Origin of the sequence: Chelatococcus reniformis (genome assembly GCF_014640075.1) — a bacterium.
Classification (GTDB): Bacteria; Pseudomonadota; Alphaproteobacteria; order Rhizobiales; family Beijerinckiaceae; genus Camelimonas; species Camelimonas reniformis.
In genome coordinates this window covers 288285-302120 of record NZ_BMGG01000001.1, presented here as the reverse complement: position 1 = coordinate 302120, position 13836 = coordinate 288285, and the positions used below count along the sequence as shown (strand labels likewise).

The following is a 13836-nucleotide window of genomic DNA, read 5'->3' as shown; positions in this document are numbered from 1 at the left end:
CTGGCTCTGCTTTGAAGGGTGGAGGGGCGGGTCAAGCCCGACCATGACGGCATGGGTGCACGGCGCCGACCTCCCGGGCCATGCCCGGGCTTGACCCGGGCAGCCATCCTCCAGGTCGAAAGCTGCCGCGCCCGCCGCCGCCGTCGCCGCCGCCGGCCCACAGGGCATGGCCTCGCCGGGCGCGGCGCCTCGCTGCGGCGTCCCTGCGTCAAGGATTTGGGAAGCTTAACGGAATGCCAACGCAAGACTTCATGAACTAAGCCGCGTCAGCTTCGTTTAACCTGAACAGACGTTCACACTTCCCCGTTAACTCATTGGCCAGATCCAACGCGCAATGCTTGAGCCACAACAGGAACAACACCGGCAACCAAAACAATTCGCCGGAGAGGCCTCAAGTCATGATCAAGACATCCTTGCACGCCTTCGCCGAACGCACCCTCGATGCCGCCAAAATCTCAAGCAACGACGTGCGCGAGCTCGCAACACGCATCCTCCCCCACGACATCATGCACCGCGACGAGGCCGACCTCCTCATCGCCCTCGACCGCATGATCGACGACAAGCCCACCGCCTGGGACGACCTCTTCGTCCGCCTCATCGTCGACTTCGTCGTCTGGTCCATGCGCCCAACAGGACGCGTCGACGCCGACATCGCCGCCTGGCTCACAACCTCCCTCGCCGCAGGCAACGGCCCCACCGAGGCCGGCGTCGCCGCCGCCCTCGAAATCGTCCGCGAGGCCGAGCAGGTCGACGAGGCCCTCGTCTCCTTCGTCCTCCAGGGCGCACAGGACAAGCGGCGCATCAGCGCCCCCCTCCACCCTCACCGCCAGCCAAGGGCCGCCTGAACCTCAGCCGAGATCCACGGCGGCGCCCTCCATAGGTCGAGCCGCTGTTACGACGCCAACGGGCGGGTCATGTCCTCCGGCTTGACCCAGGCGTCGAACTCCTCGCCGGTGACGTAGCCGAGCTGGAGCGCCGCCTCGCGCAGCGACAGGTTCTCGCGGTAGGCCTTGAGCGAGATCTGCGCCGCCTTCTCGTAGCCGATGTGCGGATTGAGCGCCGTCACCAGCATCAACGAGTTGTCGAGGTTGGCACGGATGCGCCGCTCGTCCGGCTCGATGCCCACGGCGCAATGGTCGTTGAACGAATGGCAGGCGTCGGTCAGCAGTTCGCCCGAGACCAGGAGGTTGTGCAGCATCACCGGCTTATAGACGTTGAGCTGGAAGTTGCCCTGGGAGCCGGCGAAGGCGACCGCGTGGTCGTTGCCGAACACCTGCACGCACACCATGGTCAGGGCCTCGCACTGCGTGGGGTTGATCTTGCCCGGCATGATCGAGGAGCCCGGCTCGTTCTCCGGAATCTTGATCTCAGCGAAGCCCGCCCGGGGCCCGCAGGCGTAGAAGCGCACATCGTTGGCGATCTTCATCAGCGCGCCGGCGAGCGCCCGCACGGCCCCGCTCGCCACCACCATCTCGTCGTGGGCGGAGAGGGCGGCGAATTTGTTGGTGGCCGAGACGAAGGGAAGGCCGGTCTCCTCGGCAATGTGCCGTGCGACGACGTCGCCGAAGGCCGCGGGGGCGTTGAGCCCGGTGCCGACGGCCGTGCCGCCGATGGCCAGGTCGAAGAGGCCTTTCATGCCCTGTTCCACCGCGGCGATGCCGTGGTCGAGCTGTGCCACCCATCCCGAGATGAGCTGGCCGACGGTCAGCGGCGTCGCGTCCTGGAGATGCGTGCGGCCGATCATGACGATGTCGCGATAGGCGTCGGCCTTGGCATCGAGAGTGTCGCGCAGCTTGCCGACCGCCGGCAGCAGGGCGCCGGTGAGCTGCTCGGCGGCGGCGACATACATCATCGTCGGGAAGGTGTCGTTGGACGACTGGCTGCGGTTGACGTCGTCGTTGGGGTGGATCGGCTTCTTGGAGCCGATCTCGCCGCCCGCAAGCTCGATCGCCCGGTTGGCGATGACCTCGTTGGCATTCATGTTGGTCTGGGTGCCCGAGCCGGTCTGGAAGACGACCAGGGGGAACTCGCCGTCGAGGCGGCCGTCGATGACGTCCTGGGCGGCGCGCACGATCAGTGCCACCTTGTCCGGCGGCAACTGGCCGAGGTCGCCGTTGGCGAGCGCCGCCGCCTTCTTCAGGATCCCGAGCGCCCGGATGACCGGGCGTCCCCAGCGGAAGCGATCGACGCCGATGCGGAAATTCTCGAGCGAGCGCTCGGTCTGCGCGCCCCAGAGGCGGTCTGCCGGCACCTCGACGTCGCCGAGGGCATCCTCTTCGGTGCGAAACTTGGCCTTGCTGGTCATCGTCGAGCTCCGTGATTGAGCGGGTGGCAGCCCCTGCCGAGCGGGCCGCGTCCATGACAGTCGCCCTGCTCATAGCTCATCGCGGGCAGCGATGGACAGGGGGCAGCGGCCGATTATCGGACTAAGCCATTGAAGTTGAAATTATTATCGTTCCAGTTCCGGTGCCTCGGCGTCCCTCCGCGCGAACGCTGACCGCGGCCGCCTGATGCACACCGATGCGCGACGTGATCTAGTGCCGCCACCACGAATTCAAGCTTGGGGGAAGCGCATGAGCGAGCAACGTTCCCGTGAAATCCGCCTGGCGTCGCGGCCGGTCGGTCTGCCGAACGCGAGCCATTTCGAGCTGGCGACCGTGCCGGTGCGGGCGCCCGGCGACGGCGAGATCGTCGTGCGCAACGAATGGATGTCGGTCGATCCCTACATGCGCGGCATGATGATCGACCAGAAGAGCTACGCCCGGCCGTTCCAGGTCGGCGAGGTGATGGACGGCCGCGCCGTTGGCCGCGTCGTCGCCTCCCGCTCACCGCAATTCGCCGAAGGCGACTATGTCTTCCACATGCACGGCTGGCGCGACTATGCGGTGGCGCCGGCCGAGGGCTTCGAGAAGGTTGATCCGGCCCTGGCCCCCGTCGAGGCTTTCCTCGGCGCCCTCGGCGCGCCGGGGCTCACCGCCTATGTCGGCCTGATGCGCATCGCCGAGCTCAAGGACGGCGACGCCGTGTTCGTCTCCGCCGCGGCGGGTGCCGTGGGCTCCGTCGCCTGCCAACTCGCCAAGGCCCGCGGCTGCTACGTGGTCGGTTCAGCCGGCTCCGACGACAAGTGCAGCTGGCTGCTGGACGAGGCCGGCATCGACGCCGCCCTCAACTACCGCACCTGCGGCGACCTGACCGAAGCCGTCGGTCATGCCTTTCCCAAGGGCATCGACGTCAATTTCGAGAATGTCGGCGGCCCTCATCTGGTGGCCGCGCTCAACCATATGAACACCTTCGGCCGCATCGCGCTGTGCGGGATGATCGCCCAGTACAACGATGTGACGCCGTCGCCCGGGCCCTCCAACCTCAGCCTCGCCATCATGCGCAGCCTCAAGCTGCAAGGCTTCGTCGTGCGCAATCACCTGGATCTCAAGCCGCAGTTCATGGCCGAGGCCGGGGCGCTGATCAAAGCCGGCAAGCTGAAGCGGCGGGAGACGGTGGAAGAGGGGCTGGAGAACGCCCCGCGCGCCTTCCTCAAGCTCTTCTCCGGCGAGAACTTCGGCAAGATGCTGGTGCACATCGCCTGATCCTCCCCCGCGCCGCGGGGGAGGGGGACCGCCGCAGGCGGTGGAGGGGGCGGGGCTGTCCCGCGCTGCCGCCATGATCGTGTCCAGCACGTCGAGCCGTGTCTCTTCCCTCAGTACGTCGGACGCGTTGAACCGCACCACGGTGATCCCCTTTGCCGCAAGCCAGGTGCCGCGTCGCTCGTCATGGGCGGCCTGCTCGGCGCCCGCATGAGCCATGCCGTCGACCTCGACGCCGAGCTTGCGATCGGCACAGTAAAAGTCGAGCACGTAGGGCCCGATCGGGTGCTGACGCCGAAACCGGAGCCCGCCGCATCGGCCGCCGCGCAGCTCGCGCCAGAGCAGCACCTCCGGCAGAGTCATCTCGCGCCGCAGTGCGCGAGCGCGCTGGACTGTCTTGCTCGGTGCGCGCAATTGCCCCCTCCACCATGCTGCGCATGGTCCCCCTCCCCCGCTGCGCGGAGGAGGATGCCCGAATCGTCTGCGCTCCGCCCGATCCTCACCCGCGCAGCGGGGGAGGGGGACCGCCGGAGGCGGTGGAGGGGGCGGGGGCAGCGCCCGGCCGCTTCACCCCGAGCGCCTTCATCCGCGAGATCAGCGTCGTCGGCGCGATCTCCAGCAGGCTTGCCGCGCCGTCCTCGCCGAACACCTTGCCACCGGCCGCCTCCAGCGCGCGCAGGATGTTGTCGCGGTCGCGGCGGCGGCGGGCGCTCTCGGTCAGGATACCGGCGTGAGGGCCCGGCTGGGCCGGGGCCTGGCGCGCGTCGTCGGCACCGCTCGCCGGCAGCTCGATGCGCAGGCGGCCGTTGGCGGCCAGGATCGCCGCGCGTTCCATGACATTCTCGATCTCGCGCACGTTGCCGGGCCAGCCGTAGCCGGCGAGCTTGTCGAGGTCGGCCGCGGTGAGGCCCAACTGCGGCAGGTTGAGCCGCCGCGTCACCTCGTCGAGCGCGTGCTGGGCCAGCACGGCAATGTCGCCCGGGCGCTCGCGCAGCGGCGGCGTCTCGATCGGGAACACGTCGAGCCGCCAGTAGAGGTCCTCGCGGAAGCGGCCGGCCCTCACGTCGTCTTTCAGCGACCGGTTGGTGGCAGCGATGATGCGCACGTCGACCTCGCGCGTGCGCTCCTCGCCGACGCGCTCGAACTGCTTCTCCTGAATCACCCGCAGCAGCTTGCCCTGGAGCTCGAGCGGGATCTCGCCCACCTCGTCGAGGAACAGGGTGCCGCCGTCGGCGAGCTCGAAGCGGCCGATCCGGTCTCGCACCGCGCCGGTGAAGGCGCCCTTGGCGTGGCCGAAGAACTCGCTCTCGAACAACTCGCGCGGCACGGCGGCGCAATTGACGCGGATCAGCGGCCGCGCCGCCCGGGGGCTCGCCTCGTGGATGGCCCGCGCCACGAGTCCCTTGCCGGTGCCGGATTCGCCGGTGATCAGCACCGTGGCGCCGGTGGGGGCCACGAGCTCGATCTGGCTTGCGATGGTCTGGATGGCGGCGCTGCGCCCGATGAGGCCGCGGTGCCGGGTTTCGCTGCGGATCTCCTCCTTGAGGTATTCGTTCTCCCGCTCCAGCCGCTCGCGCAGGCTGTCGACTTCGGCCAGCGCCGTGCGCAGCTTCTCCTCCGCCTCGCGCCGCAGGGTGATGTCGCGGAAGACGATGACGGCGCCGATCGGCTGGCCGCCGTCGCGGATCGGCGTCGAGGTGTATTCGACGAAGAGCGGCGCGCCGTCCTTCCGCCAGAACACCTCGCTGTCGACCTTGTGCACCGAGCCGTCGCGGAAGGCGGCGTAGATCGGACAGTGCTCGTGCGGATAATGGCGGCCGTCCGCATGGCTGTGGTGCACGGTGGCATGCATGTCGCGGCCAACGATCTCGGCCGCGCTCCAGCCCAGCATGCGCTCCGCCGCCGGGTTGACGAAGGTGGTGATCCCCTCCGCGTTGACGCCGTAGATGCCTTCGCCGGCGGCCCTCAGGATCAGCCGGTTCTCGCGCTCGATGTCCTGGAAGAAGCGTTCGGCGCGCTGCCACTCGGCGATGCCGCTGCGCATGAACAGGTCCGCCTCCCGGTCGATGAGGCGGCGCTGGCGCGCTTCGATGTCCTGCATGGTGACGAGCAGCCAGGTCGAGGCGCCGTTCGGCAGCGCGGAGGCCGAATACTCGAGCTTGAGCAGATGGCCCTCGGCGTGCCGAGGCATGAGGGCATGGGTCCAGTAGCTCCGCTTCAGCAGCGCCGCCTGGCTGAAGACGATGAGCGCCGGCAACTGGCCCGGATGCAGCGCGCTGGCGCGGGTGCCACGCAGCGCCTGCCGCTCGTAGCCGAGCAGGGCGGCGCCCCGCGGATTGACGTCGACGACGAGATCGGCGGCCGGGTCGATGACCAGGGCCGGCTCCGTCCCATGCTCGAAGGCGAGGCCCAGCCCCCCATCCGCTCCCTGTCCATCGGCCGCAGGCACTCGCGTCAGTTCCTCTGCGAGATATCGTAGCGCGCCCTACGAAAATTCGTTGGCGACGAAATATCGTAGCGATCTGGCGATAGGGCAAGGGCCTGTCAAGGCCTTGGCGGACAAGGGACGTCGGTCTTGCGAGCATTCTGGCACGGCGGTTGCACCTACCAGAGCCATCTATCCAGCGAGGGACCGATGGCGCTCTTCGACAACCCGTTCAGTGCAGCGACCCGCTTCTTCAAGACCGGGTGTTCCTGCGGCCGCCACGCCAGCCAGGCCGAGCACGACAGCCTCTCGGCCGAGGCGCAGGCCGGCCGCGTGGTCGAAGGCGCGGTGATGCGAGCGCTGTTCCCCGACGACATGAAGCGGCGGGCCTTCCTGAAGGCGGTCGGCGCCTCCACCGCGGCGGCGGCCGTGGCACAGTTCTTCCCGCTCGGCACGGCGAGCGAGGCCTTCGCCCAGGCGGGCAAGCCCGAGAAGAGCGACCTCAAGGTCGGCTTCATCCCGATCACCTGCGCCACGCCGATCATCATGGCCGCGCCCATGGGCTTCTATGCCAAGCAGGGGCTCAACGTCGAGGTGGTGAAGACGGCGGGCTGGGCCGTCATCCGCGACAAGACCATCAACAAGGAATACGACGCCGCGCACATGCTGTCGCCCATGCCGCTGGCGATCTCCATGGGCGTCGGCTCCGCCCCGATCCCCTATACCATGCCGGCGGTGGAGAACATCAACGGCCAGGCCATCACCCTGGCTATGAAGCACAAGGACAAGCGCGACCCCAAGTCCTGGAAGGGCTTCAAGTTCGCCGTGCCCTTCGACTATTCCATGCACAACTACCTGCTGCGCTACTACTTGGCCGAGGCGGGGATCGACCCCGACACCGATGTGCAGATCCGCGCCGTGCCGCCGCCGGAGATGGTCGCCAATTTGCGGGCCGACAACATCGACGGCTTCCTGGCGCCCGATCCGGTCAACCAGCGCGCCGTCTATGACGGGGTCGGCTTCATCCATCTACTGTCGAAGGAGCTGTGGGACGGCCACCCCTGCTGCGCCTTTGCCGCTTCCAAGGATTTTGTCACCGGCCAGCCCAACACCTACGCGGCCCTGCTCAAGGCTATCATCGAGGCGACCGCCTTCGCCGCCAAGACCGAGAATCGCAAGCAGATCGCCGAGGCCATCGCGCCCGCCAACTACCTCAACCAGCCGGTCACGGTGGTCGAGCAGGTGCTCACGGGGACCTATGCCGACGGCCTGGGCAACGTGAAGCGTGATCCCAAGCGCATCGACTTCGATCCCTTCCCTTGGGAGAGCTTCGCCATCTGGATCATGACGCAGATGAAGCGCTGGGGGCAGATCAAGGGCGACGTCGACTACCAGAAGATCGCGACGGAGGTTTACCTGGCAACCGATGCGGCCCGGCTGATGCGCGAGGCAGGGCTCACGCCGCCCACAGCAACCAGCAAGACCTTCGCGGTGATGGGCAAGACGTTCGATCCGTCCAAGCCGGACGATTATATCGCTAGCTTCGCCATCAAGCGGGTCTGATCATGCACGCCTCTCTCGGCGCGCGGGCCCTCGCGGTGTCGCTGCTGGTCCTCGCCCTCTTCCTCGCGGCCTGGCATGTCGCCACCCAAGGTACCGGCCCGACCCAGGTCATGGATCCGGAGTATGCCAAGCTGATGGGGGCGACGGCCACCACCGGCAAGTCGGCGATGCCCGGTCCGCTCGATGTCGGCGCCACCATCTGGCAGCACCTGAAGCGGCCCTTCTACGACAATGGTCCCAATGACAAGGGCCTCGGTATCCAGCTCGCCTATTCCATTGGCCGGGTGGCGCTCGGCTATCTCCTGGCGGTGGTGGTGGCGATCCCGCTCGGCTTCCTCATCGGCATGTCGCCGCTGATGAGCCGGGCGCTCGATCCGTTCATCCAGATCCTGAAGCCGGTGTCGCCGCTCGCCTGGATGCCGCTCGCCCTCTACACCATCAAGGATTCCGGGCTTTCGGCCATCTTCGTCATCTTCATCTGCTCGCTGTGGCCGATGCTGGTCAACACCGCCTTCGGCGTCGCCAGCGTGCGGAGCGAATGGCTCAACGTCGCCCGCACGCTCGAGGTCGGACCGCTCCGGCGCGCTTTCACGGTCATCCTGCCGGCGGCTGCACCCACCATCGTCACCGGCATGCGCATCTCCGTCGGCATCGCCTGGCTGGTCATCGTCGCGGCCGAGATGCTCGTGGGCGGCACCGGCATCGGTTACTTCGTCTGGAACGAGTGGAACAATCTGTCGATCACCAACGTGATCGTCGCCATCCTGGTCATCGGCGTCGTCGGCATGATCCTGGATCAGGCCCTGGCCCGGCTCGGGCGACTCGTGACGTTTCCCGAATGAGGCCGCTCATGACCGATCCGGTGATTTCGATCGAGGGCATAGCCAAGCGCTATGGGGCCAAGGGCCATCCGGCTTCCGGCGGGGCGAGCACCACCATCTTCGAGAACCTGTGGCTCAAGGTGAACCGGGGCGAGTTCGTCTGTGTCATCGGCCATTCCGGCTGCGGCAAGACGACGATCCTCAACATCCTGGCCGGCCTCGATCGGCCGAGCGAAGGGGTCGTGCTGGTGGAGGGGCGCGAACTTGCCGGGCCCGGCCTCGATCGCGCCGTCATCTTCCAGGGCCATGCCCTGCTGCCCTGGCGCACCGTGCTCGGCAACGTCGCCTATGCCGTCTCTTCGCGCTGGCGGCGCGCGCCCAAGGCGGAGGTGGAGGAACGGGCGCGCCGCGCCATCGCCGCCGTCGGCCTCGCGGGCGCCGAGCACAAGCGTCCGGCCGAGCTGTCCGGCGGCATGAAGCAGCGCGTCGGCATCGCCCGGGCGCTCGCCATCGAGCCCAAGATGCTGCTCATGGACGAGCCCTTCTCGGCCCTCGACGCGCTGACCCGCGGCACCTTGCAGGAGGAGGCCCGCCGCATCTGCCGCGACACCGGCCAGACCGTCTACATGATCACCCACGACGTGGACGAGGCGATCTACCTGGCCGACCGCATCGTCCTGATGACCAACGGGCCGGGTGCGCGCATCGCCGAGATCGTCATCAATCCGTTGGCCGCCGACCGCAGCCGCTCCGGCCTGCACCACGACCCGGCCTATTACAGCCTGCGCAACCATCTGATGGACTTCCTGGTGGCGCGCAGCAGTGCCTTCCGCGAGGCGCCGCCCGACGGCTACGATCCGCGCCACCCGCCGATCGTGACGCTCCATCATTCGCAGTCCGGCGCGCTGCGCGCGATGACCTGACCTCTACATTTCAAAACACTTCGACACGGAGACAAAAGCCATGAAGCGAGCCGACCTGACCGAGAAGATCCTCGACATCAAGCGTGAGAGGGGCTGGAGCTGGAAGTATATCACCGACGAGATCGGCGGCATGTCACCGGTCCTGGTCGTCGGCGCGCTGCTCGGCCAGATGAAGCTGGTGAAGCCGCTGGCCCGCGCCGCGGCCGAGCTGTTCGGGCTCTCCGAGGCGGAGGAGCGCATGCTGAACGAGGTGCCGCTGCGCGGCAGCCCGATGCCGCCGACCGATCCGCTGATCTACCGCTTCTACGAATTGGTGATGGTCAACGGCCCCGCCTGGAAGGCACTGATCGAGGAGGAGTTCGGCGACGGCATCATGTCGGCCATCGATTTCAACATGGAGTTCGAGCGCGAGCCCAATCCGCGCGGCGACCGGGTGAAGATCTCCATGTCCGGCAAGTTCCTGCCGTACAAATACTATGGCAACGAGCAGGGCATTCCTGAATACGGCTTCAAGGAAGCTTGAGTATTCGCCGGATGGTCCGGTTCGACCCGGCCATCCGGCGATTTAAGAAATCTCACGGGCGGACCAACCCGTCCCATCCCGCCATGGCGGCCTGCGCCACGCCCTCCAGATCCTCGCGGCTGGCACCCTCGCGGGCCTGGATCGACATGCCTTGCTGGACACAGAGCGCGAAGCGCGCCAGTTGTGCGATGTTGACCGACATCGGCAATTCGCCGCTTTCGACGGCGGCCGCGAGCAGCGCCCTCAACCCCTCGTAGGCCGCCGCCCGAAGCTCGGCAACGACGGCGCCGATGGCGGGGCACCCTTCCTCGCGCGCCGTCGACAGTACGACCATGCAGCCTGGGGGATGGTCCGACGAGGTCAGCACCTCGGCCGACGTCATCAGGTACCGTTCGATGGCCTCCCGCGCCGAACGAGCCTCGGCCATAGGCCCCCAGATGGACGGGCCGCCGCGCGCCTCGTAGTGCCGGATCGCCTCGACGTAGAGCTGCTCCTTGCTGCCGAATGCGGCGTACAGGCTGGGCGGGGTAACGCCCATGGCAGCGCACAGGTCCGACACCGACGTGGCGGAGAATCCCTTCAGCCAGAACAGTCTCATGGCCGCCTCCAGCGCGGCATCTCGATCGAATGCGCGCGGCCGGCCTCGCACCTTGGATATTTTTTCCATAGTGATTGTTACATAAGTCGATTGACATGAGGCGGCAACCGGCCCATCTGATTTATGTATCAAACACTACGGAAAGGTTCCGCACATGTCTGACCTCAAGGGAAAGCGGGCGCTGGTCACGGGCGCGAGCCGCGGCATCGGGGCGGCCATCGCCAGGCGACTTGCGGCGGATGGGGCCGACGTGGCGATCACCTATGAGCGCTCGGCGGACAAGGCGGCGGAGGTCGTGCGCGCGGTCGAGGCGCTCGGCGGGCGTGGTGTGGCGATCCAGGCCGACAGTGCCGACGCGGCCGCCGTGCGCCGCTCCGTCGACGAGGCGGCGCAGGGCCTTGGCGGCCTCGATATCCTCGTCAACAACGCCGGCATTGCTCGCGGCGGCCCGCTCGAGAGCATGAGCCTGGAGGACATCGACGCGCTCATCGCCGTCAACATTCGCGCGGTGGTGCTGGCGAGCCAGGCGGCGATCGCCCATCTGCCAACGGGCGGTCGCATCGTCAACATCGGCAGCAACCTGGGTGAAAGGGTCCCGTTCCCCGGATTGACGGTCTATTCCATGACCAAATCGGCCCTGGTCTCGTTCAATCGCGGCCTCGCCCGTGATCTGGGGCCGCGCGGCATCACCGTCAATCTGGTGCAGCCGGGCTCCACCAATACCGACATGAACCCGGCCGACGGGCCTCAGGCGGCAGCCCAACTCGCCGTCAACGCCCTGGGCCGCTACGGCGCGCCCGACGACATCGCCGCCGCCGTGGCGTTCCTCGCCGGTCCCGGCGGCCGCCAGATCACCGGTAGCGCCATCACCGTCGACGGCGGCGCCAACGCTTGATGTAGATCATTGAATCGCGGAGCCGGACACGATCGTGGCGGTGGCCAAGGAGGGGGCGGACTGCGCCCCGGCCATCCCGCTACGGCGCGATGCCGCGCCCTGCCGCGATCCGCGCCGCCTGCTCCAGGGCGCGCTGCCACAGCACCAGGTGAGCCTCGTCGGTCATGAACGCGGCGTGGGCGGTGAGCGTCACGTCGGAGCGGCTGGTCAGGGGGTCGTCCGCCGGCAGCGGCTCGCGGGAGAACACGTCGAGGCCGGCGTGGCCGATCTGGCCGTCGTCCAGTGCGGCGCGCATGGCCTCCTGGTCGACGATGGCGGCGCGCGCCGTGTTGATCAACAGAAAGCCGCGCTTGGGCAACGCCAGACGGCGCGCGTCGATGAGGTGGCGGGTGCCGTCGTTGAGCGCCAGGTGCACGGCCACCACGTCCGCGCCCGTGAGCGCTGTATCGAGGTCGGCCTCGAAGAACGGGCTTTTCGGCTGCGGCGTGCGGTTCCAGCCGGCGATGGTCATGCCGAGACCATGGGCCATCCGGGCGAAGGCGGTGCCGATGCCGCCCAGGCCCACCACGGTGACCTTGCGTCCAGCGAGCTGGATGCCGCCCGTGGGATGCCAGATGCCGCCGCGGATGCCCCGGTCCATCGCGGCGATACGGCGCGCGGCGGCGAACATCAGGGCGATGGCGTGCTCGGCCACCGCCTGGTCCCCGTAGCCGCGGATGGTAGCAACGGGGATGCCTCGTCGTTCGGCCGCGGCCAGATCGATATAGGTCGACGCCCCGGTGCCGAGGAAGACGATGCCTTTCAGCCTCGGCGCGGTTTCGATCAACGCGGCCGGGATGATGGTGTGGTCGACGATCAGGCACTCGGCTTCAGTGGCGATGGCGGCGAGGGTGGCCGTGTCGGGGTCGCCCTCGTGGATGCGCATGCCGGTTACCGGCGGCAGCCCGGCCCGCTCCATGATTTCGCGCATCTCCGGGGTGCGGTCGACGAAGACGGTCAGCATGGGCGTTTCACCTTGGCGCGGGCGGGCTTGGCCGAGCTTAGCGTTCCGCCCGGGTTCCGCCAGCCCCGGGGCGATTTGCAGGGATCATGTGCGATCGATGCCGCGCGATTCAGCGGCGGTCCCTGGTCCGGCGGCACGGACGACTTATGTCTAGTTGACGGAACGGGAGGATCGATCATGCACGCCATCCTGGTGTTGTCCGCCGTGTCCCTGGCGCTGGCCGCTGCGCCCGCCGCCGTTGCGGCGCCCCAGCAGGTTATGCGCTATCAGCCGGCACGGTCCGGCTACGCCTATGCGCCGCCGCCGCGGGCCGTCTGCCAGCGGATCTGCCCCAAGGACATGGCGCCGTGCGACCCGATCAACTTCAAGATCGCGGACGGGCGCTGCAATCCGGGCATGCGCGAAGGTCTGTAGCCGCGCGGGCCCAGCGCCACAAAAGGGGCCTTGCCAAGGCGGCTTGTGCGCCCCTAGTTTGACAGCAGCGGGCATAAGGCCCGCGAGCCTTCCGGCACAGCGCCGTGCGGAGGGCGGGCCGCGCGAGCCCCATGCCGGACCCCTGGTCCGGATGGGGCTTTTTTGTGCCCGCCGCGCCGCCCGAAAGGCGCATCCGGCCGGCTCCGTTCGCATCGGGAGGAGAGCCTTCGAGTCCGACGAGCGCGGCGCAGGTTCGCGCTCGGGCAGCCTGGAGCTTGCACATGAGCCTCGACCAGTTCCGTCTTAGCGCCGAGCCGTTCTACGCTCCGCTCTCCAACGAGATCGTGCGCTTCGAGGCGGCCTATCACGAGCGGGTGCCGCTGATGCTCAAGGGGCCCACCGGCTGCGGCAAGACGCGCTTCGTCGAGCACATGGCCTACCGGCTCGGCCAGCCGCTGATCACCATCGCCTGCCACGAGGACATGACGGCGGCCGACCTCGTCGGCCGCTACCTGCTCGATAGCGACGGCACGCACTGGAAGGATGGCCCATTGACCGAAGCGGTGCGCGGCGGCGCCATCTGCTATCTCGATGAGATCGTCGAAGCGCGCCAGGACACCACCGTGGTCATCCATCCGCTCACCGACGAACGGCGCGTGCTGCCACTGGAGAAGAAGAACGAGCTGGTCGAGGCGCACGAGGCCTTCTTCCTCGTCATCTCCTACAACCCCGGCTACCAGAGCGCGGTGAAGGACCTCAAGGAATCGACCAAGCAACGGTTTGCGGCGATCGACTTCACCTACGCCGAGCCGGAGCGGGAGGCGGATATCGTCGCCGAGGAGGCGGGCATCGACCGGAGCCTGGCCGGCAAGCTGGTCAAGATCGCCGCCACCTCGCGCAACCTCAGCGGCCGCGGCCTCGACGAAGGCGCTTCCACCCGCACGCTGATCCGGGCCGGACGCCTGATCGTGCGTGGCATCCCCGTGGCGGAAGCGTGCGACATGGCCATTGTCGTGCCCCTGACCGACGACCACGACCTGCGCGGCGCGCTGCGCTCCGCCGTCTCCGCTTGCCTGTGACGGACGCCGCC

13 protein-coding genes and 1 pseudogene are annotated in these 13836 nt (G+C 68.1%); 9 read left to right on the top strand and 5 right to left on the bottom strand.

What is annotated here, in order from left to right:
* The first annotated feature begins 398 nt into the window (after positions 1 to 398).
* Positions 399 to 845 (top strand): hypothetical protein, encoded by a 447-nt coding sequence (locus tag IEW34_RS01350; protein WP_188607329.1) that lies wholly within the window; start codon positions 399 to 401, stop codon positions 843 to 845.
* 47 nt (positions 846 to 892) lie between these two features.
* Here the strand turns inward: IEW34_RS01350 and fumC are convergent, their stop codons facing one another.
* The gene (fumC, locus tag IEW34_RS01345; protein WP_188607328.1) at positions 893 to 2305 is read right to left on the bottom strand and encodes a class II fumarate hydratase; all 1413 of its coding nucleotides are present in this window, start codon (positions 2303 to 2305) and stop codon (positions 893 to 895) included.
* A gap of 268 nt (positions 2306 to 2573) precedes the next feature.
* On the opposite strand from fumC, the gene IEW34_RS01340 reads away from it, so the two are divergent.
* Complete coding sequence (locus IEW34_RS01340; protein ID WP_188607327.1) at positions 2574 to 3584, top strand: NADP-dependent oxidoreductase; 1011 nt, start codon at positions 2574 to 2576, stop codon at positions 3582 to 3584.
* Positions 3585 to 3665: 81 nt separating this feature from the next.
* Here the strand turns inward: IEW34_RS01340 and IEW34_RS01335 are convergent.
* Positions 3666 to 3995, bottom strand: a pseudogene (locus tag IEW34_RS01335) (endonuclease domain-containing protein); the annotation flags it as partial.
* Between the two features lie 85 nt (positions 3996 to 4080).
* A complete protein-coding gene (locus tag IEW34_RS01330) occupies positions 4081 to 6030 on the bottom strand; it encodes a sigma 54-interacting transcriptional regulator (RefSeq protein WP_244641677.1) in 1950 nt (649 codons plus the stop codon).
* 186 nt (positions 6031 to 6216) lie between these two features.
* On the opposite strand from IEW34_RS01330, the gene IEW34_RS01325 reads away from it, so the two are divergent.
* The 4 genes from IEW34_RS01325 to cynS are packed head-to-tail and all read left to right on the top strand — an operon-like array spanning position 6217 to position 9836.
* Positions 6217 to 7569, top strand: a complete 1353-nt coding sequence (locus IEW34_RS01325) for a CmpA/NrtA family ABC transporter substrate-binding protein (protein WP_188607326.1) — start codon at positions 6217 to 6219, stop codon at positions 7567 to 7569.
* Between the two features lie 2 nt (positions 7570 to 7571).
* Positions 7572 to 8411 (top strand): nitrate ABC transporter permease, encoded by an 840-nt coding sequence (ntrB, locus tag IEW34_RS01320; RefSeq protein WP_188607325.1) that lies wholly within the window; start codon positions 7572 to 7574, stop codon positions 8409 to 8411.
* A gap of 8 nt (positions 8412 to 8419) precedes the next feature.
* Complete coding sequence (locus IEW34_RS01315; protein ID WP_188607324.1) at positions 8420 to 9313, top strand: ABC transporter ATP-binding protein; 894 nt, start codon at positions 8420 to 8422, stop codon at positions 9311 to 9313.
* Positions 9314 to 9353: 40 nt separating this feature from the next.
* Positions 9354 to 9836, top strand: coding sequence for a cyanase (gene cynS, locus IEW34_RS01310; RefSeq protein WP_188607323.1), 483 nt, complete (start codon positions 9354 to 9356; stop codon positions 9834 to 9836).
* Between the two features lie 52 nt (positions 9837 to 9888).
* Here the strand turns inward: cynS and IEW34_RS01305 are convergent, their stop codons facing one another.
* On the bottom strand, positions 9889 to 10434 hold the full coding sequence (locus tag IEW34_RS01305) for a TetR/AcrR family transcriptional regulator (RefSeq protein WP_308424353.1): 546 nt from the start codon (positions 10432 to 10434) through the stop codon (positions 9889 to 9891).
* Between the two features lie 154 nt (positions 10435 to 10588).
* Between IEW34_RS01305 and IEW34_RS01300 the strand changes: the two genes are divergently transcribed.
* Complete coding sequence (locus tag IEW34_RS01300) at positions 10589 to 11329, top strand: 3-oxoacyl-ACP reductase family protein (protein ID WP_188607321.1); 741 nt, start codon at positions 10589 to 10591, stop codon at positions 11327 to 11329.
* Positions 11330 to 11408: 79 nt separating this feature from the next.
* Here IEW34_RS01300 and IEW34_RS01295 read toward each other — a convergent pair whose 3' ends face one another.
* Positions 11409 to 12332, bottom strand: a complete 924-nt coding sequence (locus IEW34_RS01295) for a 2-hydroxyacid dehydrogenase (RefSeq protein ID WP_188607320.1) — start codon at positions 12330 to 12332, stop codon at positions 11409 to 11411.
* 177 nt (positions 12333 to 12509) lie between these two features.
* Here IEW34_RS01295 and IEW34_RS01290 point away from each other — a divergent pair, with 177 nt between their 5' ends.
* Both IEW34_RS01290 and IEW34_RS01285 read left to right on the top strand, forming a co-directional pair.
* A complete protein-coding gene (locus IEW34_RS01290; RefSeq protein WP_188607319.1) occupies positions 12510 to 12746 on the top strand; it encodes a hypothetical protein in 237 nt (78 codons plus the stop codon).
* 281 nt (positions 12747 to 13027) lie between these two features.
* Positions 13028 to 13825 (top strand): CbbQ/NirQ/NorQ/GpvN family protein, encoded by a 798-nt coding sequence (locus tag IEW34_RS01285; protein WP_188607318.1) that lies wholly within the window; start codon positions 13028 to 13030, stop codon positions 13823 to 13825.
* The last annotated feature ends 11 nt before the right edge of the window (positions 13826 to 13836 follow it).